At 66.4% G+C, this 21,696-nt stretch carries 25 protein-coding genes, 3 tRNA genes and 1 pseudogene; 13 read left to right on the top strand and 16 right to left on the bottom strand.

Going from position 1 to position 21,696, the window contains the following annotated elements; genetic code table 11:
- The first annotated feature begins 17 nt into the window (after positions 1 to 17).
- The 3 genes from nadE to LK10_RS04060 all read left to right on the top strand — a co-directional run bounded on the left by nadE (position 18) and on the right by LK10_RS04060 (position 2,619).
- The gene (gene nadE / locus LK10_RS04070; RefSeq protein WP_043120337.1) at positions 18 to 863 is read left to right on the top strand and encodes an ammonia-dependent NAD(+) synthetase; all 846 of its coding nucleotides are present in this window, start codon (positions 18 to 20) and stop codon (positions 861 to 863) included.
- Positions 864 to 942: 79 nt separating this feature from the next.
- Entirely contained in the window at positions 943 to 1,755 is an 813-nt protein-coding gene (locus LK10_RS04065) for an exodeoxyribonuclease III (RefSeq protein WP_043120336.1), read from the top strand.
- Between the two features lie 27 nt (positions 1,756 to 1,782).
- A complete protein-coding gene (locus LK10_RS04060; protein WP_043120335.1) occupies positions 1,783 to 2,619 on the top strand; it encodes a hypothetical protein in 837 nt (278 codons plus the stop codon).
- Between the two features lie 206 nt (positions 2,620 to 2,825).
- On the opposite strand, the gene LK10_RS04055 is transcribed toward LK10_RS04060, so the two are convergent.
- From LK10_RS04055 to LK10_RS03995, 13 genes are all read right to left on the bottom strand, one after another.
- Positions 2,826 to 3,836, bottom strand: a complete 1,011-nt coding sequence (locus LK10_RS04055; RefSeq protein ID WP_052206929.1) for a LacI family DNA-binding transcriptional regulator — start codon at positions 3,834 to 3,836, stop codon at positions 2,826 to 2,828.
- 161 nt (positions 3,837 to 3,997) lie between these two features.
- Positions 3,998 to 4,201 carry a hypothetical protein gene (locus tag LK10_RS04050; protein WP_043120371.1) on the bottom strand — a complete coding sequence of 68 codons (204 nt, stop codon included), beginning with the start codon at positions 4,199 to 4,201 and terminating at the stop codon, positions 3,998 to 4,000.
- Between the two features lie 80 nt (positions 4,202 to 4,281).
- Entirely contained in the window at positions 4,282 to 5,169 is an 888-nt protein-coding gene (locus LK10_RS04045) for a carbohydrate ABC transporter permease (RefSeq protein WP_043120332.1), read from the bottom strand.
- A gap of 4 nt (positions 5,170 to 5,173) precedes the next feature.
- Positions 5,174 to 6,181 carry a carbohydrate ABC transporter permease gene (locus tag LK10_RS04040; protein ID WP_043120331.1) on the bottom strand — a complete coding sequence of 336 codons (1,008 nt, stop codon included), beginning with the start codon at positions 6,179 to 6,181 and terminating at the stop codon, positions 5,174 to 5,176.
- Positions 6,182 to 6,265: 84 nt separating this feature from the next.
- Complete coding sequence (locus LK10_RS04035) at positions 6,266 to 7,552, bottom strand: ABC transporter substrate-binding protein (protein ID WP_043120330.1); 1,287 nt, start codon at positions 7,550 to 7,552, stop codon at positions 6,266 to 6,268.
- Positions 7,553 to 7,749: 197 nt separating this feature from the next.
- Positions 7,750 to 8,385: a hypothetical protein gene (locus LK10_RS04030; protein ID WP_043120329.1), complete on the bottom strand. Its 636-nt coding sequence runs from the start codon at positions 8,383 to 8,385 to the stop codon at positions 7,750 to 7,752.
- Entirely contained in the window at positions 8,382 to 9,050 is a 669-nt protein-coding gene (locus tag LK10_RS04025) for a hypothetical protein (protein ID WP_043120328.1), read from the bottom strand. The genes LK10_RS04030 and LK10_RS04025 overlap by 4 nt, the downstream gene beginning before the upstream one ends.
- The gene (locus tag LK10_RS04020) at positions 9,047 to 9,424 is read right to left on the bottom strand and encodes a hypothetical protein (RefSeq protein WP_043120327.1); all 378 of its coding nucleotides are present in this window, start codon (positions 9,422 to 9,424) and stop codon (positions 9,047 to 9,049) included. Before LK10_RS04020 ends, LK10_RS04025 begins: the two co-directional genes overlap by 4 nt.
- A complete protein-coding gene (locus LK10_RS04015) occupies positions 9,421 to 9,612 on the bottom strand; it encodes a hypothetical protein (protein WP_043120325.1) in 192 nt (63 codons plus the stop codon). The genes LK10_RS04020 and LK10_RS04015 overlap by 4 nt, the downstream gene beginning before the upstream one ends.
- Positions 9,609 to 10,085 (bottom strand): Asp23/Gls24 family envelope stress response protein, encoded by a 477-nt coding sequence (locus tag LK10_RS04010; RefSeq protein ID WP_052206928.1) that lies wholly within the window; start codon positions 10,083 to 10,085, stop codon positions 9,609 to 9,611. The genes LK10_RS04015 and LK10_RS04010 overlap by 4 nt, the downstream gene beginning before the upstream one ends.
- A 185-nt stretch (positions 10,086 to 10,270) precedes the next feature.
- Positions 10,271 to 10,343: transfer RNA gene (locus tag LK10_RS04005), tRNA-Phe, on the bottom strand.
- A gap of 49 nt (positions 10,344 to 10,392) precedes the next feature.
- A tRNA-Asp gene (locus LK10_RS04000) sits at positions 10,393 to 10,466 on the bottom strand.
- An 81-nt stretch (positions 10,467 to 10,547) separates the two neighbouring features.
- Positions 10,548 to 10,620, bottom strand: a tRNA-Glu gene (locus LK10_RS03995).
- Positions 10,621 to 10,741: 121 nt separating this feature from the next.
- Here LK10_RS03995 and LK10_RS03990 point away from each other — a divergent pair.
- Positions 10,742 to 11,113, top strand: a complete 372-nt coding sequence (locus LK10_RS03990) for a metallopeptidase family protein (RefSeq protein WP_231567591.1) — start codon at positions 10,742 to 10,744, stop codon at positions 11,111 to 11,113.
- A gap of 140 nt (positions 11,114 to 11,253) precedes the next feature.
- Complete coding sequence (locus LK10_RS03985; RefSeq protein ID WP_156144022.1) at positions 11,254 to 12,798, top strand: C40 family peptidase; 1,545 nt, start codon at positions 11,254 to 11,256, stop codon at positions 12,796 to 12,798.
- A gap of 18 nt (positions 12,799 to 12,816) precedes the next feature.
- On the opposite strand, the gene LK10_RS03980 is transcribed toward LK10_RS03985, so the two are convergent.
- Complete coding sequence (locus LK10_RS03980; protein ID WP_043120365.1) at positions 12,817 to 13,848, bottom strand: universal stress protein; 1,032 nt, start codon at positions 13,846 to 13,848, stop codon at positions 12,817 to 12,819.
- 252 nt (positions 13,849 to 14,100) lie between these two features.
- On the opposite strand from LK10_RS03980, the gene LK10_RS03975 reads away from it, so the two are divergent.
- From LK10_RS03975 to LK10_RS03960, 4 genes are all read left to right on the top strand, one after another.
- A complete protein-coding gene (locus tag LK10_RS03975; RefSeq protein WP_052206927.1) occupies positions 14,101 to 14,697 on the top strand; it encodes a hypothetical protein in 597 nt (198 codons plus the stop codon).
- A 94-nt stretch (positions 14,698 to 14,791) separates the two neighbouring features.
- Complete coding sequence (locus LK10_RS03970; RefSeq protein WP_156144021.1) at positions 14,792 to 14,974, top strand: hypothetical protein; 183 nt, start codon at positions 14,792 to 14,794, stop codon at positions 14,972 to 14,974.
- 190 nt (positions 14,975 to 15,164) lie between these two features.
- On the top strand, positions 15,165 to 16,619 hold the full coding sequence (locus LK10_RS03965; RefSeq protein WP_043120322.1) for an NCS2 family permease: 1,455 nt from the start codon (positions 15,165 to 15,167) through the stop codon (positions 16,617 to 16,619).
- A 362-nt stretch (positions 16,620 to 16,981) separates the two neighbouring features.
- On the top strand, positions 16,982 to 17,188 hold the full coding sequence (locus LK10_RS03960; protein WP_043120320.1) for a hypothetical protein: 207 nt from the start codon (positions 16,982 to 16,984) through the stop codon (positions 17,186 to 17,188).
- A 90-nt stretch (positions 17,189 to 17,278) separates the two neighbouring features.
- On the opposite strand, the gene LK10_RS03955 is transcribed toward LK10_RS03960, so the two are convergent.
- Positions 17,279 to 18,823, bottom strand: a complete 1,545-nt coding sequence (locus LK10_RS03955) for an HNH endonuclease signature motif containing protein (protein WP_197061841.1) — start codon at positions 18,821 to 18,823, stop codon at positions 17,279 to 17,281.
- Positions 18,824 to 18,977: 154 nt separating this feature from the next.
- On the opposite strand from LK10_RS03955, the gene LK10_RS03950 reads away from it, so the two are divergent.
- The 4 genes and pseudogenes from LK10_RS03950 (at position 18,978) to LK10_RS03940 (ending at position 21,190) form a co-directional block, all read left to right on the top strand.
- Positions 18,978 to 19,550 carry a VanZ family protein gene (locus LK10_RS03950; protein ID WP_052206926.1) on the top strand — a complete coding sequence of 191 codons (573 nt, stop codon included), beginning with the start codon at positions 18,978 to 18,980 and terminating at the stop codon, positions 19,548 to 19,550.
- Positions 19,551 to 19,684: 134 nt separating this feature from the next.
- Positions 19,685 to 20,683: a formimidoylglutamase gene (gene hutG, locus LK10_RS03945; protein WP_043120317.1), complete on the top strand. Its 999-nt coding sequence runs from the start codon at positions 19,685 to 19,687 to the stop codon at positions 20,681 to 20,683.
- A gap of 12 nt (positions 20,684 to 20,695) precedes the next feature.
- A pseudogene (locus LK10_RS22990) lies at positions 20,696 to 20,758 on the top strand (TetR family transcriptional regulator); the annotation flags it as partial.
- Between the two features lie 33 nt (positions 20,759 to 20,791).
- Positions 20,792 to 21,190, top strand: a complete 399-nt coding sequence (locus LK10_RS03940; protein ID WP_052206925.1) for a hypothetical protein — start codon at positions 20,792 to 20,794, stop codon at positions 21,188 to 21,190.
- Positions 21,191 to 21,282: 92 nt separating this feature from the next.
- On the opposite strand, the gene LK10_RS03935 is transcribed toward LK10_RS03940, so the two are convergent.
- Entirely contained in the window at positions 21,283 to 21,519 is a 237-nt protein-coding gene (locus LK10_RS03935) for a hypothetical protein (RefSeq protein ID WP_043120315.1), read from the bottom strand.
- Between the last annotated feature and the right edge of the window lie 177 nt (positions 21,520 to 21,696).

Below are 21,696 nucleotides of genomic sequence, written 5' to 3'. Positions count from 1 at the left end.
GTGGGTAGGCTATGCCCATGCGCGAACTTCAGGCGAAGATCATCGATGAAATGGGCGTCAAGCCGGAAATTGACCCGGCCGAAGAAGTCACTGCGAGGGTCAAGTTCCTCAAGGACTACGTCAAGGTCAGTGGCGCCAAGGGCTTCGTCCTGGGCATCAGCGGCGGCCTCGACTCCTCCCTTGCTGGACGCCTCGCGCAACTCGCCGTCGAATCCTTGGCGGACGACGGCGTCGAAGCTGACTTCGTGGCTGTTCGGCTCCCTCACGGCGTCCAGCACGACGAGGAGGACGCCCGAGCGGCCCTCGAGTTCGTGCGGGCGAAGACGGAGTGGACGTTCAATGTGAAGCCCGCGGTGGACGGGTTCGAGCAGGAATACGAGCGGACCTCGGACAAGGAGCTGAGCGACTTCACGCGCGGCAACACGAAGGCCCGCGCCCGCATGATCGCGCAGTACATGATCGCGGGGGAACGCAACCTGCTCGTGGTCGGCACAGACCACGGCGCCGAGTCCGTCACCGGGTTCTTCACCAAATACGGCGACGGCGGCGCGGACATCCTGCCGCTCTTCGGGCTCAACAAGCGGCAGAACCGGCAGATCCTCCAGTATCTCGGCGCGCCCGAGCGCGTCTGGCAGAAGATCCCCACGGCTGACCTCCTCGACCTCCAGCCCGGCCGCACGGACGAGCACGAGCTCGGCATCACCTACGAGCAGATCGACAGCTACCTCGAGGGCCGCGACGTCCCTGACGAGGTCGCGGAGTCGATCGAGAAGCGTTATCTCCTCACCCGGCACAAGCGCTCGACGCCTGTAACCCGCTTCGACACCTGGTGGCAGGAGGGTGCTGCCGCCTGGACGAAGTAGACGGCGGCCTCCTGCTGTTGGCTCGTCGCGCGACGTTGACTCGTCGCGCCGAGGGCGTGCCGTTGATAGCGTGGGCTGCGTGAAGATCGCCACCTGGAACGTCAACTCCCTTCGTGCCCGTGCCGACCGTGTAGAGGGCTGGCTGTTGCGCAGCGGAGTGGACGTGCTCGCGATCCAGGAGACGAAATGCCGGGATGAGAACTTCCCCTGGGAACTCTTCGAGCGCAACGGCTATGAGGTTGCGCATTTCGGCCTGAACCAGTGGAACGGCGTCGCCATCGCCTCCCGAGTGGGCCTCGAGGACGTCGAGCGGACGTTCCCCGATCAGCCGGTGTTCGGCAAGGGCGGAATCGAGGCCGAGCAGGAAGCCAGGGCGATCGGCGCAACCTGCAACGGAGTGCGCGTGTGGAGCCTCTACGTGCCCAACGGACGCGCTCTCGATGACGAGCACATGCCGTACAAACTGGAGTGGCTTGCGACGCTCAACAAGCATGCCTCCGAGTGGCTCGCGCAGGACCCGAAGGCGCAGATCGCACTCGTGGGCGATTGGAATATCGCCCCGCTCGACGAAGACGTGTGGGACATCGAGATGTTCCGCACAGAGGGCTTCACGCACGTGAGCGAGCCCGAGCGTGAGGCGTTCCGGGCCTTCGAGCGGAGCGGTTTCACCGACGCTGCGCGTGCTTACACCCCCGGCCCTGGGGTGTATACGTACTGGGATTACAAGCAGCTGCGCTTCCCAAAGAAGGAAGGCATGCGCATCGACTTCATCTTGGCCTCCCCCGCGCTCGAGGCCCGCGTTGTCGGCGCCCACATCGACCGAGAGGAACGTAAGGGCAAGGGTGCTTCCGACCACGCTCCCGTGGTGGTGGAGCTCGCAGATGGCGCGTGAGCAGCGCCCCGAGGCCGGCGACCGGCCATGAGTGAGCCGCACAGCCCTGTCTCACGGCCCCTGTCCTCGCACCTGCGCATCTATGAGCCGCTCGAGGCGTTCAGCCCCAAGGAACGCGAGCGCATCAAGGCCGGGTTGCTGGGGAAGGGCGGCCGGGAGGACCTCGACGCCGCCGAGACCGACGCGACACTCGACCGCATTGTGAGCGGCGCGGACGATCCCTTCCCGCCGGATGGGGCGGAATTCACTCGCGCTCTGACCGTCAACGGCACGACCCTCTACTGCCCTAGTCAGCTCGTCCTGCGTTCGGGCCTCGCCGCGGAATCGATCATCAGCAGCGCGCCGCGGATCCTCGCCGAGCTCATGCTTCCCGAAGAGGCTCGCGAGCGGCACCAGCGGCGTGTCGATCGGATAGCGGCGGAGACCGCGAGCCCGCGGATCAACACCCGCGAATCCCTCTGGGGCATTCCTTTCAGCTGGTTCGTCCTCTTTCAGGAATCAGACCCGACCGAGGTGGTCGAGGAGGGCGATCACGTCCGCACGGTCCGGATCGTGGCCACCTGGGCGAAGGCCATCGGGCGGGCTCGCTTCGCCGTCGCCAATCTCGCCCTCGCTGCCCCGGACATGACCATGCTCGACGAGCTCACATCGCTGACCGAATGGCTCGAGCAGTTCCACCCTGACTCTGTCGTCGAACTCGACTACGGGCGCGTCGCGGATCGGGTGTTCCCCGACGAATCCTGCCTTGATGTGCGTCTCGGCATCGAGTGCCTCGCGGAGGGCGACCTCACTGGCGCTGCTGCGGCCTACCGTCGGCTCGCCTCCCGCTGGATCCCGATCCGCCAGCTCGCCCGCGCCTCCTAACGTTTCGGGTACGCCAACTCCCCCTCCACGTCGTTCCGGGTACGCCAACTTTCCTCTAGATCCGTTTCGGGCGCAGCAACATAATCAGTTGGCGTACCCGAAACGAATCTGGGCGCGAGTTGGCGTACCCGAAACGAATCCGGGCGCGAGTTGGCGTACCCGAAACGAGTGGGCGTGAGGGCGGGGTCAGTGGGCGGGGGTCGGGGTCAGTGGCGGGGCGGGGCCGTCGACTCGCGCACGATTAGCCGCTGCTCAGCGTTCTCCGGGTGGACCGCGCCCTCGTCCCCGCCCAGTTCGGCGAGCAGCATCTGCGTGCCTCGGCGCGCCTGCGCGGTCGGATCCTGCCACACGGTTGTGAGCCCGACGGCGGCGGCCATTTCGTGCCCGTCGATCCCCACCACAGAAAGCTCCTCGGGGATCCGAATCCCGTGGCGACGCGCCTCGAACATGACTCCGAGGGCCATCTCGTCGCTCGCGCAGACGATCGCTGTTGGGCGCGGAGCCGGAAGCTCCAGGAAGCGTCGCATCGCCTCGACTCCACTCTCGACGGTGAAGTTGCCGAACAGCGCAGTGTCGGGATCGAATTCGAGACCTGCCTGGTGCACGGCGTCGTGGAAGCCCTCGACGCGGATGCGAGGGACACTGAAGTTCAGGTCGGAATCGTCCTGACCGTGAAGGAGTGCGATGTGCCGGTGCCCGAGCTCAATGAGGTGCTCGGTGATGGTCCTCGCGGCTTGGTAGTCGTCGATGCCAACGTTGGAAAGCCCCGGAACGGGGCCGCCGACGACGACGAGCGGCATATCGATCGCGTGGAGATCCTCGATCTCCTCCTGGTGCAGGTACATGCACAGCAGGAGGAGCGCGTCGATCTGCTTCTGCACCATGGCCTTGCTGAACAGCCGCTCGCGCGGCTGTGTCCGGCCGCCGAGATTGAACAGCGAGAGGTTGTACCCCCGCCCATGCAGCTCGCGGTCGACGCCGGCAATCGCCTTCCCGAAGAACCACCGGTCGACGTAGGGGGCAAGCACCCCGATGGTGTGCGTCTTGCCGCTCGCGAGCCGTGACGCGGCCGACGACGGAACGTACCCGAGTTCCTTGGCCGTCGCCAGGATCTTCGCGCGGGTCCGCGGCGACACCCGGGGAAGTCCGCGGATGGCCCTCGAGACCGTCGCCGTCGACACCCCAGCCGCAGCAGCCACGTCCTCGATTCCGACCATGTTCCCTCCGTGGTTCACCCAGCCCCACCGCTGGCGAGGGCACAGGCCGCCAAGGCCGCGTAACGCCTGCGGCTCAGCCCGTTGTGACGCCTAGGGCTCAGCCCGCTGCAACGCCTACGGCTTAGCCCGCGCGCCGCCCACGCCTTAGCGCCGTGTAGCGCCTACGTTTCAGCGTCGTGTGTATGCCCTCGAAGCACCTTACGCCTCAGCGCCCACACGCCCGCGATTGCTACGAGCACGGCAGCAAGTCCGAGCGCCCACCAAAGGGCGGGCTGTCCCGTGACCTCGAGCCACACAGTGACGACGAGGAGCAGTACCGCCCAGAAGCCCAGAATGCCGACGAATAGCTCAAACTGCTCGACCACGGCCTTCCGCGGGCCGGAGGAGCGGCGGTATGCCTCTCCTCCGACCGCGAAAGGATCCCACGGCCGGCTGCGCTCGTCCGTCACTTCACCGCGCCGGCGGTGAGGCCGGCGACGATCTTGCGCTGGAACACGAGCACGAGCACGACGAGCGGGATCGTGACGATAGTTCCGGCAGCCATAACGGCGGTGTAAGGCTCGACGTGCGGCTGCGATCCGGCGAAGGACGCGATCGCAACGGTGACCGTCTTCGTCTGGTCGGAGGAGAGCTGGCTCGCGATGAGGAACTCGTTCCATGCCGAGATGAAGGCGAGGATCGCCGTCGTAAACGTCGCCGGAGCGGCGAGGGGCAGGATGACCTTGCGGAAGGCCTGGCCCTGCGTGCACCCGTCGATGCGCGCTGACTCCTCGAGTTCCCACGGCATTTCGCGGAAAAACGAGGTGAGCGTGTACACGGTGAGCGGGAGTGCGAAGGAGATGTCAGGGATGATGAGCGCCTGGTACGTGCCCATCCAGCCGATGTTCGTGAAGAGCTGGAACAGCGGCGTGACGAGCGCGACGCCCGGGAACATCGAGGCCCCGAGGATGAAGCCCATGACGGCGAACTTGAACCGGAAGTTCAGGCGCGCGAGGGCGTAAGCCGCGAACACGCCGACAACGAGGGCCACGAGGGTCGTGATGCCCGCGACGATGAAGCTGTTGAGCAGGTTCTGGGCGAAGTGGTTGCCCAGGCTCGTATCGAACACCGTGCGGAAGTTGTCGAGCGTGACATGGGTGAAGAAGAACGTCGGATCGAACGTGAAGCCGACGTCGCGGAAGGCCGTGACGACCATCCAGTAGAAAGGCGCGAGGCACCAGACGAGGATGACGACGGCGGCAATGTACGTCCGGGTGAGGCCCCAGTCGTATCCCTTCCGGCGTCGCTCAGGGGTGGAAACAGTTCGCGATGTGGTGACGGTTGTAGCGCTCATTTCGTCACTTCTTTCCCGAGGAGGTGGCCGCGCCGACGGCGTTGGCGCCGAGGAAGCGAACGAAGATGAACGCAACGATGAAGATCACGAGGAAGGTGATGGTCGAGAGTGCCGCGGCGCTGTTGAAGCCCTGGCGAATCTGGTCGACCACGAGGATCGAGAGGGTCGTCGTGTTGTTCGCACCCTGGGTCATGATGGCCGGAAGGTCGTACATGCGGAGCGCATCGAGGACGCGGAAGAGGATCGCTACCATGAGCGCTGGCCGCACAAGCGGCAGGGTGATCTGGGTGAAACGCTGCCATGCGTTCGCGCCGTCGACCTTCGCCGCCTCGTAGACCTCATCAGGGATGAGCTGAAGCCCGGCGAGGATGAGCAGCGCCATGAACGGCGTGGTCTTCCACGTGTCGGAGATGATGATCGCCCACCGGGCTGGCCATTCCGACCCTGTCCAGAGGATGTGGGTGTTGAAGAGCGTGTTCGCGATGCCCTGGAACGCGAAGATGAAGAACCAGAGCTTCGCGGTGACGGCAGTCGGGATGGCCCACGGCACGAGGACGGCGGCGCGGATGACGCTGCGGCCGCGGAAGTTGCGCGCCATGATGACGGCCATCCAGAAGCCGAGCACCGTCTCGAGCACGACCGTGATGGCCGTGAAGAGGAACGTCGTGCCCATGGCTCCCCAGAACTGCGAGCCAAGGGTACCGGGCGGGCAGGAGACGCCGTTGCACTGCTGGGCGAGCCAGTGCACGTAGTTGTCGGCGCCAGCGAAGCCGCCTTGAACGAAGAAGCCCGACGACGAGAGGCCGGCGTCCTTCTGGAAAGACATGATGATCGCGTTGACGACCGGATAGATGATGACGACGGCGAGCAGGATCAGGGTGGGGAGCAGCAGGACGGACGCCCAGCGGCCTTGCGTGACCTGCTTGCGATCGGCGCTCTCCCTCCCCGGCATTTGGCGCGACGACTTTGGGGCTGCCTTGGCCCGAGTCCTCGCCGGAACCTCAGTGGACATGGTGACTCCTTTTCTCCCCCTGGGGCCGGGACAAAGGCGGTCCGGCACCGAGCCGGCGCCGGACCGCCCTAGTGCACTCGGCGGCTATTTGGCTCCGGCCGCTTGGAGTGCGGATTGCATGTCGCTCAAGGCTTGGTCAACCGACTTGTCACCCTTGAGGGCTGCATAGGCGTTGTCCTGGATCGCCTTCGTGACCGCCGGGTAGTACGGGGTGACGGGGCGCGGCACCGCGTTCTGGATCGAGGTCAGCAGGGTTGGCAGGTACGGGAGCTTCGCCGTCAGGGTCGGGTTGGTGTACAGGCTCGAGAGGACAGGCGCGAGGGAGCCCTGCGTCGCGTAGAACTGCTCGGTCTCGGCGCTCGTCATGAACTTCATGAAGTCAAGAGCCGTGGCCTTGTGCTTCGAGTAGACGCTCATGGCAACGTTGTGGCCGCCGAGCGAGGAAGCGCCCGGCTTGCCGTCCGTCATGCCCGGAAGCGGCGCGATGCCGAACGTGTCCTTGACCACGGACGTTCCGTCGGTCTTGGCCAGGTTGTAGACGTACGGCCAGTTGCGCAGGAACAGGAGCTGGCCGGCCTCGAACGCCTGGCGACCCTGCTCCTCCTGGTAAGTGATGGCCTGCTGCGGGATGTTGCCATCCTTGTAGGCCTGGACCAGGTTGTTGAGGCCAGTCTTAGCCTGCGGCGTGTTCACGTCAGCCTTGCCCGACGAGTCCACGATCTGCCCGCCGGCGGAGTTGATTGCCTCAGCCGCGTTCACGGTGAGGCCCTCGTACTGGGCGAATTGGCCCGCGTAGCAGCCCATGTTGTGCTGCTTCGCAATCGAGCACATGCTCATCATCTCGTCCCACGTCTTGGGCGGGTTCGGGACGAGGTCCTTGCGGTAGTAGAGCAGGCCGCCGTCAGAGGTCTGCGGAGCCGCGTACAACGTGTTGTTGTAGGTCGCCGTCTTGACGGTCGCGGGCAGCATCTGCGAAGTGTCGAAAGCCATCGAGCCCGTGAGGGGCTGGAGCCAACCCTTGGCTGCGAACTCCGCCGTCCAGACGACGTCGACATCGACGACGTCATAGTTGGCGTCCTGGGCCTGGAAGTGCTGGACGAGATCGTCGTGCTGCTGGTCGGCCTGGTCGGATTGCTCCTTGAACGTGACCTGCTCGTTCGGGTGCGCCGCGTTCCACTTGTCTACGAGCGGGCGGACGACGTTCGAGTTGTCCTTGCCCTGTACGTAAGTGATCGGGCCCCGGCCATCGGTGTTCTGCGTGGCGGCGTTGTTGCTTCCGCCGCCCGAACTCCCGCCGCAGGCAGAGAGTGCCAGGGCGAGTACGCTCGCCGTTGCCAACGGCACTGCGTACTTGGAGAACGTCTTTCTCATGCTCGACTCCCTTGTCTGTCGGGGCGGTCTCTCGCCGCCCCCGGGGGTGTGTGACGCAGTTCACCCTAGGCTGTGCAAGACCTGTGTGCAAGCGCTTACGCACGTCTTTTCCATTCTGTGATCAAACGTGCGGAAAACTCGAGACCGACGTTCTCAGAAGAGGCTCAGCGGACGCTCAGAAGGAGTCCGGAAGGGGCTCAGCGGACGCGTTCCGCGCGGCTGAAACGGGCGCGGGGCCCGGATGAGATGTGCAGGAGGACAGGGCAGGGATGGCCGAAGAGCAGGTCCATTCCGCCCACCAGCCGCTCGACGTCGGCGGCGATCGCGTGGGGGTCCGCCCCCTGTCTCGCGACCACACGCAGTCGCAACGCGACCTTCCCCTCGAACTCGACCGCGGCCACAGAGGTGCTCAGGAGGTCTTTGCGGGAGGCGAGGGCGTGCCGAAGGGCTTGGTCAGCCGCCGAGGCCGCGATGGAAACGCGCCCGGGCGCCTCGCCCGCTTCCGGAACCCCGTGCTCTGCGTGCTGATTCGACCACGCGATGAGGTCGCGCCGGCCGGTTCCTTGAAGCGCCATCCAGCCGATCATGCCCAGGATGACCAGCACGAGCAGGGCCATCGCAAGCAACCACACCCAGCTCACGCTGGTGCCGGGAATGAGCGTGGACGCGAAGGCTCGCCCCGCCCGGAGCGAGGCCGAGGGCGCCCACTCCGTCCACCACTCCCCCACGGATGGCACGGACGCGAGCGCGAGCATGAGGACGCCGAGCGCGAGGACGAGCAGGCCGAACAAGAGGATGAGGACGCGGTTGAGGGTGCGCGGCGTGCCGTTCATGCGCCGACCACCCCCGTCCCAGCAACACGCACCCGGAGAAGTGGATACGGATGGGGCCTCAGGCGTCGGAGCTCGTCCTCCACGGCAGCCAACACGGCTTCGGCGCTGACGGGGATCCCGGAGGTCGGGCGCACGTTGACGATCGCTTCGTTGCGGGAAAGCACTACCGTGACCTGTTCGGGACGCACGGTTGCCGCGCTCCGAGCGCGGCGGGCGAGCGCCGAGGCGAGAACCTCGTCATCGAGCACGACGGCGATCCGCTGGCCGGGCAGGGAGCGGCGGCCGGAGCGTCCGCGACGGAGTGCGACGAGCACGAAGATGAGCCCCACGACGGCGATCACGAGACCCAACAGCCCGAGGATATTCCGATCCGCGTCCTCCGGCAGGCCCGCGATGAAGCGTGAGGCGCTTTCGGGGTCGATGAGCCAAGCAGGCTGGTTGATCGCTTGAAGCGTGGATTCGAGGAGAGCGTAGACGCAAAATAGCGCGACGATAAGCGCCACAATCGCAGACGCCAGCACTCGGCCGGAGCCCGTCTCCCTCCTGATGGCCCGCTCGAGGCCGTGACTCGGCTGTCGGCTTGCCGGCTCTGCGCCTGCCCCCTCGTCGCTTGGCTGCTGGACGGGATCGCCGTCGTGCTCGGTTCCCGGAGCGTCCACGCTCATAGGACCCGCGCCTTCTGCCCGATCGGGGGTCGGACTCCTGCGATACGGATGTCCACGCGGCTCAATTGCGCGCCGCTCAGCCCCGCTACGTGGTGCAGAATCGCCGCCTTCGCGGCCGTGGCCCGTTCCCACACGCTGCCCCCGGCGGCCGAGACTCCCTCTTGGTCTGTGATCGTGCTGAGATCCGGCACCGCAATCGGGGAGACGATCCTCAAAGCCAGCAGGCCGGCGTCGTCCGCCCACGAGGCACGCACCTCACCCGGGCGCACACCGAATTGTTCCGCGGCTGCCGCCTGCGCGAGGCTCGTGAGGGCTTGGGTGCTCACGCGGTTGTGTCCCACGAGGGTGCGCGCTGCGGGGGCGCCTTCGCTCACGACGACGAGCGCCTTCCGCTCAGGGCATCCCATACGCGGCGAAGGTCCACCTTGCCCTCGAGCACTCGGCCGAGGACGGCCCCGATGGCCATGAAGATGAGGGATCCGATGAAGCCCCACGCCCCGAACTGGAAGGACATGAAGGCGACAAAGGCGCCTATGGCAATCCCGACGACGGTGAGATTCACAGCACCTCGATTCCGGCCGGACCCGCCGAGCGCGGGGCCACGGGCGGCTCCGGCTGGCGTGCGTCGCCTGGCCTGCTTTCGCCGATGAAGACATCGGCGATCTCAACGTTGACCTCGATCACCGTCAGCCCGGTGTACTCCTCGACTGCCCGGTAAACTGCCGCCCGCACATCGTCGGCGAGCTTCTGCAGGGGAACCCCGTACTTCGCTACGAGGGTCACATCCACGGCAGCCTGCGTCTCGCCGACCTCCGCCCGAACGCCACCCGCGTGATCGGCGCCTACTGCGTCGCGGATCGCGCCGAGGGCTCGTGAGGGGGCGGTGCCAAGCGAGTGGACGCCGACGACGGATCGTGCGGCCGCCGCCGCGACCTTCGCCACAGCCTGCTCTTGGATCACGGTGCGCCCGCCCGGCGCCGGAGGATCCACTGCGTACGCGGGCGGCCCCGGTCGCACCTCAGGATATTGCTCCATGCCGTTCCCCTCGCCGTCTTCCTTGCCAGGCCAGTGAGCCTGATCCCACCTTAGTACGGCACAAAACACGAAAGTATGACTGAGAAAGGAGAGTACGACTGAGGAAGTACGACTGGAAAGAGGACGCCTTAAAACACGAAACCCCCGATTTCTCGGGGGTTTCCCGATGTCTCGGGATTTCGCAGTGGCTCCGACCGGCGTCGATCCGGTGACCTTTCGATTTTCAGTCGAACGCTCTACCAACTGAGCTACAGAGCCCCGGTGAGTCAATCACCGTTGGCAACTTGACCGGAGCCAGTCGCCGAAGCGACCCTGACGGGACTTGAACCCGCGACCTCCGCCGTGACAGGGCGGCGCGCTAACCAACTGCGCTACAGGGCCTTGTGGTATCCGAGGTTTCCCTCGCTCACAAGATCTAAATCCTAGCAGACCCGCAGGTCGTGCTCCAAAACCCAGATCTTGTACCCCCAACGGGATTCGAACCCGTGCCGCCGCCGTGAAAGGGCGGTGTCCTAGGCCGCTAGACGATGGGGGCCTGAGAACCTCACGAGACTTCCCTTGCGGGGCATCCCAGTCGAAGTGGACGCAGAAAACTATACGGTGTGGCCGCCGTCGCCCACAAATCGCATCGGCTCGACACAGCTAGCATGACGCCCATGGGCGTCTGGATGGACGAGGACGAGTTCGAGGAAGCGGTAGACGCCGCCCTCGCCCGCATCCCACGACGCCTCGCGTCGCACATGGACAATGTGGCGGTCTTCATCGAAGACCGCCACCACCCCGGTCCGCACGACGACCCCCGCACCGTCCTCCTCGGCCTCTACGAGGGAATCCCGCTGACCAGACGGGACTCGTGGTACGCGGCCGGCTCGCTCCCCGACCGCATCACGATCTTCCGCGAGCCGATCCTGGAGATCTGCCGCAATCGCGAGGAGGTCGAGCGGGAGGTGCTCGTGACAGTCGTCCACGAGGTGGCCCACCACTTCGGCATCAGCGACGCGAGGCTCCACGAACTCGGCTGGGGCTGAGGACTTCTGTTGCGACACGCCCACACTCTTGCGAAGGAATGACACTCTTGTTGTTTAAGCTACGTCTGTGACCTTTGTTGCAATTGTGACAATTGGTCCGTAGCCTCGATCGGGGAAAACGTCGAGGCTACGAGGTGTGCATGGAGATGAACGTGAAGTCCGCCGGGCGGGCGTTAGCTGCGGTCAGCGCGGCAGCTGGACTTGTCCTCACGCTCGCGGCCGGCCCCGCCACCGCCGACGATCCGAGCATCCCGACGCCCCAGGAGATCAACGCCGCGAAGGCTAACGCCGACTCGACGGCCGCCGAGGTAAGCCGTGTCGAGGGCCTCATCCTCACGGCGCAGGACGCGCTCGCCCGCAGCACTACGGACGCGATGCGCGCCAACGACGCTTACAGCATGTCGCTCCTGACCCTCAACCAACGCCGTACGCAAGCGCAGCAAGCCCGCTCCAAGGCCGACGCCGCCGACGCCGCCGATCAGGCTGCCCGCAAGGCGGTCGGGGCGCTGGCCGCAGAGCTCTACCGAAGCGGGGGGCTCAACCCGAACGTCCAGGCGTTCGTCGCCGACGGAGCCGGCGCGGTCCTAGACAGGGCCGCTGCGCTTCAATCGATCAACGAGCGCCGGGCCGCGGCCTTCAACGCGGCGCAGCAGGCGGCCGAGGCTTCGAAGCAGCTGCGGGACCAGGCTGATCAAGCAGCCCAAGCGGCCGACGACGCCGCCACGGCCGCTGCGCAGGCGAAGTCGGCAGCGGACGCGGCGAACGCCTCCTATCAGTCAGCAGTCCAGCAGGCGACCGCCAAGCACACGACGCTCGTAGGGCAGCTCGCGACCCTCCAGAACACCACGGTCGCGCTCGAGCAGGAGCGCGTCGCCGGGCTGGTACGCCAACGGCAGCAGCAGCAGTACGCAGCCCTCCTTGCCGCCTCCAATGCAGCGAACAGCCAGGCACAGGCGCAGAACCAGTCGCAGGCTCAGGCATCTCAGGGATCGGGGACGGGCGCAAGCGCCGCGACCGGCGCTGCGGGCACCGCTTCGGAGAACAACTCGAGCCAGTCGGCCTCGGTCCTCCAGCCGGCTTCCAATGGCCAGCCTTCGGCGCTCGCACCCGCACCGGCTCCTGTCCCAGCGCCCGCACCGGCTCCTGCCCCTGCCCCAGCACCTGCCCCTGCCCCAGCACCTGCCCCAGCGCCCGCGCCGGCCCCTGCCCCTGCCCCAGCACCGGCGCCGGCACCAGCGCCCGCGCCGGCCCCAGCGCCAGCACCCGCGCCGGCGCCAGCACCCGCTCCTGCCCCAGCTCCAGCGCCCCAGCCCACAGGCTCCGGCATCCAGGCCGCCATCAACGTCGCAATGTCCAAGGTCGGCGCGCCGAACTACTACCTATGGGGCGGGACGGGGCCCACAGGCTTCGACTGCTCGGGCCTTGTCTGGTACTCGTTCAACGCGGCTGGCATCTGGGTCCCCCGCACGGCCACAGAGCAGTACGACTCGGCGCCAGTCCACGTTCCGCTGTCTGCGGCACAGCCCGGGGACCTCGTGGTCTTCGGCACGCCCGGCAACTTCTACCACGTGGGGATCTACCTCGGGAACGGTCAGATCGTGAACGCCCTCAACCCCACCGACGGCATCACGGTGACGCCGCTCGCCTGGATGTCGGGAGTATGGCCGACTGTGGCCCGCTACTGACGTAGCCCGGCTAGTGGCTCAGGGCGTGAGCATCGGCCCGAACTTCGGCCGATCCGACAGCCGGGCGTCCTCGTGATCGGGCACCACCATGACGGGGCCCTTTGCGTGGTGCAGCACCCCATCGGTCGTCGACCCCAAGAGCATGCCGGCGAAGCCGCCGTGCCCACGCGTTCCAAGGACAAGCAGTTCGACCGCGCGGCTCGCATCCACAAGGATGTCGACAGGCGCCCCATCCACGAGGCTCGTTTGTACCTCAAGGTCAGGGAAATGGCTCTGAAGCCATGCTGTTCCGGCCTTGAGCTGTGCTTGGATATCGCGGAACAGATGCTCGCGGTCGACCGGCGCCGGGACCCAGGCGAGGCTTCCGCTGAACTGCGGCACCGCGCATATGACCCGCAAGGGCACGCCGAGCAGCATCGCTTCCTCCGCGGCAACGAGAACGGCTGCGCGGGCCTGCTCGGAGCCGTCCACACCGACAGCAACGACACGCTCGACCTGTTTCGGGCTCTCCCTGGACTCCTCGTCGCGGATCCGCCGGTCCCCCACCTGTTCGCCGAGCCGCTCAGCAAACCGCAGCGGGACAGTGACAGTCGTGCACTTCGCGTGAGCGGGAAGGGCGCTGCTCACAGAGCCGAGGAGACGGCCCACGAAGCCGCCGCGGCCCCGGCTTCCGAAGACCAGCAGCTCGGCATTCTCCGAGAATTGCAGAAGCACCCCGGCGGCGTCGCCGCTTTCGACGGACGAGGTGATCTCGACGTCGTCGTACGCCCCCAAGGACTCGATCGCCTCCTTGAGCACCGCCTTGGCGCCCTCCTGGATGACGGTGTCATCGATCGTCGAGTAGCCCCCATCGAGCCCTGAGGCGGCAAAAATGGGCACGCTGTAGGCGGTGACGACGTGGAGCGGACGCCTCCGCCGCTGCGCCTCCCTGGCAGCCCAAATGAGGGCGCACCGCCCGTGATCGGAGCCGTCCACTCCGACGACGATGCCTGTGGGAAGGGCGTCCCCACCGAGGCTCTGGCCGGTCTCGCGTTCGGGCTGGTCTGCCATGGCGTCCTCCTCGTCCGTGAGCCGCATTGGGCCCTGAGGCGCAACCGCCTCTCAATTGACAATGGTGGTCTGTTTACAGGGCTGGTCAAGCTTCTGCGAGGGCGGGGCGCGGCCCAGCATCGCCTTACAGCGGGTGGGTAAGTGGGACGGGCCTACCGGAGCGTCTCGAATCCGGGTAGTCTTCCGAAGGTGCTTCCGCGGGGGACGATGCACGCAAGTCCTTTTGCACGCCAAACGGAGGAGAGTCGGCCTGTGTCCACGTCGCTTTCGACCGCGTCGGAGTCGACCACCGCAGTCGTGATCGGCACAGGCCTTTCCGGTCTCGCTGTGGCGGGCGAGCTGAGCCGACGAGGGGTCGAGACCGTGACGGTCCATGGCCTCGAGTCCGGCGCACCGAGCACGATGACGACGGCGCTGCGTGTCACGGACCTCTCCTCGGAAGACTCCGCCGAGTACCTCCAGGTCATGCGCCACCTGCGGAACCACGTAGCGAGCCTCGGCCTCGACGTCAGGACCAACGTCAGCGCACAGCACCTCGCGCTCGTCGAACACCCCAAGGCCAAGTCCCGGCTCCGTTGGGCGGTCCGCACGGAGACGGGAATGATCTTCGCCGACGCCGTTGTCCTCACCCGGTGCGCGCACAACCAGTTCCGCCGGTTCCTCGCTGATCTGGGATTCTCCCTCGGGGAGACGCTCGTCCAAGAGCTCGCGGGGATCGGGCTGTTCCTCATCGGGGTCGCCGAGCTGTCGTCGCCATCGACCCGAGAGCTGCTCCGGCAGGCAAAAGCCGTCGGCAAGGCCGTCGCGGAGTCAGGGCGTCTCTCGAACGGCTTAGTCGCCGCCTTCTGAGTCCTCTGGGCCGCCGTCATTCGCGCGGCGCGTAAGCACGGCCCAAGCGAACAGGAGCGCTACGCCAAGCACCCCGAACACGATGAAGATCCAGGTGAGCGAGTTCCCAGGCGCCGGGGGCGGTGCCGGTGGAGTCTGGGATGCCCCCGGAACGGCGGGCTGCATTCCGGGCACTGGACTGCTCGGCGGCGCGGAATGCGTGACTGACGGCGGGGCGAGGGGCACCGCGGCGACGGCCGACGGCGTGGGCTGGCCAGAGTCGGCAGAGCTCGCCTGAGCGGGGGCGAGTATGAGCAGGAGAGCCAGAAGTGCAGCGGAGAGGATAATCGAGGTTGCTTCCCTCAGGCGCCTTTTCCACCCTGTAAATTCAGAGTTGTCGATCACATTTCTCACGAATTCGCGTGTGGATGGGTTCACAGGGCATTAACATAGCCACGACATCCTCCCACCAACCCAAGGGGACCTCTATGTCGACAACCACCACTGCGCCGACCAGTGCGATGGATCGATACTTCAAGATCACGGAGCGGGGATCGAGCGTGGGCCGCGAGATCCGCGGCGGCCTGGCGACGTTCTTCGCGCTGAGCTACATAGTCGTCCTCAATCCGCTCATCCTCTCGGGCGCCGACTCGTCGGGGCACACGCTGGGGATCCCGAGGGTCGCCGCCGCGACCGCGCTCGTGGCTGGCGTCCTCACGATCCTCATGGGTGTGTGGGCGAAGCACCCGTTCGCGCTCGCGACCGGCCTCGGCGTGAACGCGTTCGTGGCGGTCACGATCGCCACCCACCCGGGAGTCACGTGGCCCGACATGATGGGCATCGTCGTCGTGGCGGGCATCGTGATGTTCATCCTCGTGCTCACCGGCTTCCGCACAGCCGTCTTCCGGGCAGTTCCGGAGGGGCTGAAGACAGCCATCGTCGTCGGCATCGGCCTCTTCATCGCACTCATCGGACTCGTGGACGCTGGCTTCGTGCGCCGCCTCCCGGACGCTGCGGGTACCACCGTGCCGCTCGGCCTCGGCGTCGACAGCCGCCTCATCGGGTGGCCGACCCTCGTCTTCGTCGTCGGCCTCGTCCTCACGATCGCCCTCATGGTCCGTCGCGTGCGCGGCGCGATCCTCATCGGCATCCTCGGTGCCACCGTCCTCGCGAACATCCTCGAGGCCGTTTTCCACATCGGCGCGAGCTCCTCCCCCGGCCAGAAGGCGAACCCGGCCGGCTGGTCGCTCGTCGTTCCCGGACTCGGCAATGTCCAGCCGATCGATCTGAGCCTCATCGGTCAGGCCCACCCGATTGGCGCGTTCGCGCACCTCGGCCCTCTCGCGGCGATCCTCATGGCGTTCGTCATCCTGCTGAGCATCTTCTTCGATGCGATGGGGACAATGGTCGGCCTCGCCCGCGAGGCCGGGAACATCGACGCCGAGGGGAACATCCCCAACGTCGACCGCGTGCTGCTCGTCGACGCATTCGGCGCGATCGCCGGAGGCGGCTCGTCGATCTCCTCGAACCAGATCTTCGTCGAATCGGGTGCGGGCATCGGGGAGGGGGCGAGGACGGGCCTCGCATCCGTCGTCACAGGCATCATGCTCCTGATCGCGATGTTCCTGACGCCGCTCATCAACCTCGTGCCCTTCGAGGCGGTCGCACCCGCGCTCGTGGTCGTCGGCTTCCTCATGTTCCAGCAGGTCACGAAGATCGACTGGACGGACGTGGGAATCTCGATCCCCGCGTTCCTCACGATCGCGCTCATGCCGTTCACCTACTCGATCGCGAACGGTCTCGGCGCAGGGTTCATCAGCTACGCACTCGTCCGGCTCTTCCAGGGCCGCGCGAAGGAGATCCACCCGCTCATGTGGGCCGTCGCCGCGGCGTTCCTCCTGTTCTTCGCCCTCGGGCCCATCGAACAGGCTCTCGGAGTCTGAGCGAGGCGGAAGCCAACTAGCCACGAGCGCCCTGCCATCCCAAAAGGGAGGGGTTGGGCGCTCGTGCCCGCTCAATGCCCAACCCGACGTTGTTCGCTCGTGCCCGGCCCGATGTGCTCGCTCCTGCCAAGCGCCAGTGAACGGGTAGACGCGGGGGCGGCCGTCGTCATCCGCCGCCGGCCCTCCCGCTCGCAAGCACTGGGACCCGGCAAGCTCTGCCGGCTCGGCAAACTCGGCTGCCTCGCAAGAGCGCCTCACAAAGGCGCGTCATAGCCTGCCGCGCATGTGCTCCCAAAAAGTGATGCCGCTGGCTACTGCGGGGTAATGAGGCGGGGCAAGATCCGTCAAGGAGGCACGAGACGATGGAACAGCGCGAATTCGAGGCCAAAGCGGTCCGGCGTGGGCACCTCTGGGAGATCGCGATCCCAGAACTGGGCCAAACGGCGGCAACCAATGACGCCGAGCGCGTCGAACTATATGCCCGCAAGCTCGCCGCCGCGTCGCTCGGGGTCCCGCCGCGGGCGGTAGCGATGAGGGTCACGTTCGAGGAGACGGTGGCTCTGTTCTAAGGCTGTTCCCGTGTCTAAGGCTGTTCCCGTGTCTAACGCTGTTCCCGTGCCTGGGGCCTAAGACCGGTTCACTTGACGGCGGCCTCTAGTTCAGAACGGCGGCGGACCAGATTCTCTGTGCGAATTGCACCCGTCGCTAGATTTCTTCTCACCGGCTGATGGCCCGGCTCCCCGCGATGGCGATCCGGTCTCCCCAACGACGGACTTGCCGAGTTCGTGGTCAGCGGGTCCGGTGATCGCACGTGCGCCTAGGGGCGAGACCCACAGGGTGTCGCCCGAGACATTGTCTTCGTTTCGGAGTCGGTGGGGTTGCCACAGGCGCAGACTCTTGAGGGCGTGGTGCTTCCGGCACAGGGCGTGCAAGTTCGCCGCATCCGTGACGCCGCCGTCTTGCCACTCGACCATATGGTCGATCTCGGCGCGCGCGGCAGGAGACTGACACCCCGGGAACTGGCAGGTCCCGTCCCGATAGCGGATAAAGCGCCGCAGCCCTCTCGGTGGGCGGTACGCGCTGCGTCCAAGCGACAGCGCAACTCCCTCCCGTGTCTCCAACAGACGCTGCCACGTTGGTGCCGCTGCAGCCAACTCCCTAGCCGTCGCCGCGTCGATCGGCCCGTACCCCTCCAGCACGGCTGGGTCCTGAGAGGCACCCAGAAGCGACTCGACGGAGATGTGCACCACGATCTCGGCCACCGGCGTGGAAGGTCCATCCATCGGGCTGGCGCTGGCCGCCGGTGAACTCGGGGCCTCGATAAGGTCCGGACAACCCACCGTTTCGGGGCACGTCATCGGGCCCGAGCAAGCGCCGGGGCCGGCAAGGACAAACGCGGCGAATTCGTCCGCTCGCAACTGGGGAAGGGTCCGCCCCTCCTCGGGGTCGGCGTCCCGGCGCCCTCTGGCCAGCGCATCGAGGCGAGTGAACGCGGCAAGCCCGATCTCCGCCGGTACGAAAGCACTAAGCGTGCACATCCCGTCCGGCTCCGGCCTCACCCACACCCCGCGGTCTCGCTCCGCACGTACCTTCCGCGCCCGGATCGACTCTGGATGCAGCCGCTCCCGCAGCGAACGGACGGCCTTACGGAACTCTCCGGGGGATCGCCGCCGCCCGGTGCGGGTCTCAAGCCGGGACAGACACTCGATCCCGAAGCGCTCGGCCACCGCCTCAGGCAGAGTTGCGGTCTCGTCGGCGATCACCCTCGCGTGCGCCTCCGTCAAGTCTCCGGCCTCCAACCGGGCCAACACCGCCAGCTGCGCTCCGCACAGCGCCTCCGCTGCGCCCAGCAGCCGCGCCGCGACGAACTCCGAGACCTCCCCCGCGACCGCAACCTCTGATACAGCCAGGGCGCGGCCCACATCACCCCCGAAACGAGGCGGCCCCGCTTCGCCCCGTTCCCCACGACCTACTTCTGCGGCCTCCTGCGCCCGGCGCGCCTCCTCCTCGCATGCAAGCCGCACCCGCTCCACCGCAAGTGCTTCCAATGCTGCGAAGAACGAGCGCGCCCTTCGGATGTCTACCAGGATTCGCCTGGCCTGCTCGCCAGAGAGCGTCGAGGGGTCGGGGTGCCAGAGTGCACCTTCCAGCAATGAACCAGGACGCGGCTCGAGCACTACCGCCGTGTCCGGCGCAAGCCCCACCAGATCTGGTACCCCTCGGCTTATCATCGACGCCCCCAAGGCTCGATCTTGGATGTATGTTCTAATAGTATCAGATGAATAGAACGTGTGTACGAGAATCATCGAATCCCGGCCTCACAGGAGCACGACAGGTTCCCTCTGTAGCGTCCCGAGAATGGGTGTGCCACCGAAACCCAAGGGGATCACGGATCTGCCGAGCTCGCGAACCCCCACGAAGCGGGCGAAAGCGGAGACCGTGGCCATCTTCGCCGTCTTCGCCATCTACGCGGCCTTCCTGCTGAAGCTGCTTCTCTTCTCTCGCGCACCGGGTTCGGAGAGATCGATCAATCTCGTCCCGTTCGCGACTATCGCGGAATACGCGTCCAGCCACGCTCCCGGGACCGCGAGAGTGGCGTTCGCCAACGTCGTCGGGAACATCCTGATCTTCATCCCGCTCGGAGTTTACGCATCGTGGCTGCGACATCGATCCGCATGGACCACCATGCTCACGGTTGCCTCAGTCAGCGCCGCCGTAGAGATCATCCAGGGCGTGTTCGCGGTTGGAGCTTCCGACATCGACGACGTGATCCTTAACTGCGTCGGAGGACTCATCGGAATGCTCGCATTCTGGCTGCTCTCCGCAATCATCCGCGAGCGATCACGAGTAAGGACCGCTATGGCGGTCTTGTCGCTACTTTCGCTGCCCGTCTGGTGCTACTTCTTCTTCGTCATCCGACTACGAATGTGAACACAAACCACAATCTCCCACCCCAGAGCAGGCTGGCCCTAGCTGCGGTCACCGCCTCAAGAAGATCCGGCGCTCCAGACATCTCTTCGTCCCCGCACTGGCGCGTCCCGCGCCCCGTACGGTGTGCTGGTGGGATGAACGAAGTTTCCTCCCTCGCGCTGCCCGTCGACATTGAGCCCTCGCCTTGGTCGGGCCGGCACGACGGCGATGGGCCCGAGCACCGCCGCTGGTGGCAGGCCGTTCGGCCCTACGCCGCGCTCGAACTCGACGAGGCCGTCGCAGCGAGCAGTGCTAGCGGGCGGCGACCGGCCGTGCTGCTCGGATTCCGCTCCGACGAGGGCGTCCGCCGCAATAAGGGGAGGACGGGCGCGTCAGCGGCGCCTACAGCTGTCCGCTCTGCTCTCGGACCGCTTGCATTCCACCTTGAGCGAGAGGTTTTCGACGCCGGCGACGTCATTGTCGAAACCGGACGGGAGGGCGAGCCCGGCGACCTTGAGGGCGGCCAGGAGCGCTGTGGTGACGTGATCGCTTCCCTCCTCGACGCCGGAGCCCTCACCGTGACCCTTGGCGGCGGCCATGAGACCGCGTTCGCAAGCTATCTCGGGGTGGCCGACACCGAACGCACGTCCGGTGTGCGGGTGGGGGTGCTCAACCTCGACGCCCACTTCGACCTCCGAGCGGAGGATAGGGCGAGTTCCGGCACGCCGTTCCTCCAGATGGCCCGCGCCGAAGCCGCCGCGGGACGCACGCTCGAGTACGCCGTCGTCGGCATCTCCCGCCCCAACAACACGCTTGCGCTGTTCCGGCGAGCGGACGAGCTGGGCGTCCGCTATCTCCTCGATGAGTACGCGACTCGGGAGACCGCCGAATCGTTCGTGGAGGACTTCCTTGAAGGGCTCGACGCCGTGTACCTGACGATCGACCTGGACGTCCTGCCAGCGGACGTCGCCCCCGGAGTCTCCGCGCCGGCCACGCTCGGCGTACCTCTCGAGGTGATTGTCGCCGTCGTCCGGCGCCTGGTGGCGAGCGGCAAGCTGCTGCATGCGGACATCGCCGAGCTCAACCCGACATACGATCTCGACTCGCGGACGGCCCGGGTCGCCGCGCGCCTCGTTGACACAATCCTGACCTGATACCACGAAGAGCTGATCTCTAAGGCGAGCGTTGCCAAGGCGACCTTCTACAGCCATTTCCGCTCAAAGGACGAACTCGTCCTCGCCTATCTGGCGCGTCTGCACGAGATGCGCAGCGCCGCGATCGAGGATGCCGTGCACCGGCAGGACGGCAATCCGAGGGCGCTCCTAGGCATCTTCGACGCCCTCTTCGACGCCTTCAAGGCAGGCGTGAACGACAGCAGTTCATTCGTCCACGTGCTCATGGAAATGGGACCCGAACATCCCCTGGGTGCGGCGAGCATCGATTACATGGTCAAATCGAGGGCCCAGTTCGCCCGGCTCGCGAAGGAAGCAGGCGTCCCCGGCGAGGAACTCTTCGCCCAACAGTGCCTCGTCCTGCTCAAGGGAGCCGTCATTGCGGCTGTCCAGAGGGACTGGGACGAGTTCGACCAGGCGCGGCAGATGGTCGCAGGCTTGATCGAAGCCCGCCTCGTCGTGGAGGACGACGCGGCTGCGGAGCCGTAGGCCTCAGAGACGGCAGGGCCCCGCACCGTCCTCGGTGCGGGGCCCGCCACTCGCTGGCGTTGCCAGCGTTCCCTGTTGCGAGCGAGGGAACTCTATGCGCGGCGTACGAGCACGCCGTCAGACTTGAGGAAAAGCCGGCGCGACTCTGCGCCCTCGGCCATGAGCCACAGCACGTTCCCACTCAGCGAGACCTCCTCGACCCGCCCCGTGGTCACGACCTGCGCGTGCTTCACGATCTCGACCGGATCCTCGGCGCGCAGCTCCGTCCAGTCGGTGAGAGGCGCCTGGTGGGCGCTCCGCCTAGTCAGTACTGCTCCGCGTGCCTTCATTTCTCCCTAACCCCTTCGTGGAATTGGCGCTCCAAGCGCCTGTTGTGATCCGCGCCATTGCGGACTCTACGTTTCTATCGGTTCGCGGGACGCCGTGCTATGTGGACCTTGCCCACGTTTGGCTATATCTGTTGTGCAGTTCTCCAATGCCGTGGTCGGACCACGCCGCTGGCTCCT

This window comes from Sinomonas humi, assembly GCF_000802235.1.
Taxonomy (GTDB): domain Bacteria; phylum Actinomycetota; class Actinomycetes; order Actinomycetales; family Micrococcaceae; genus Sinomonas; species Sinomonas humi.
Note: the sequence above shows the minus strand (reverse complement) of the source record. Positions and strands in the feature narration are given on the sequence as shown.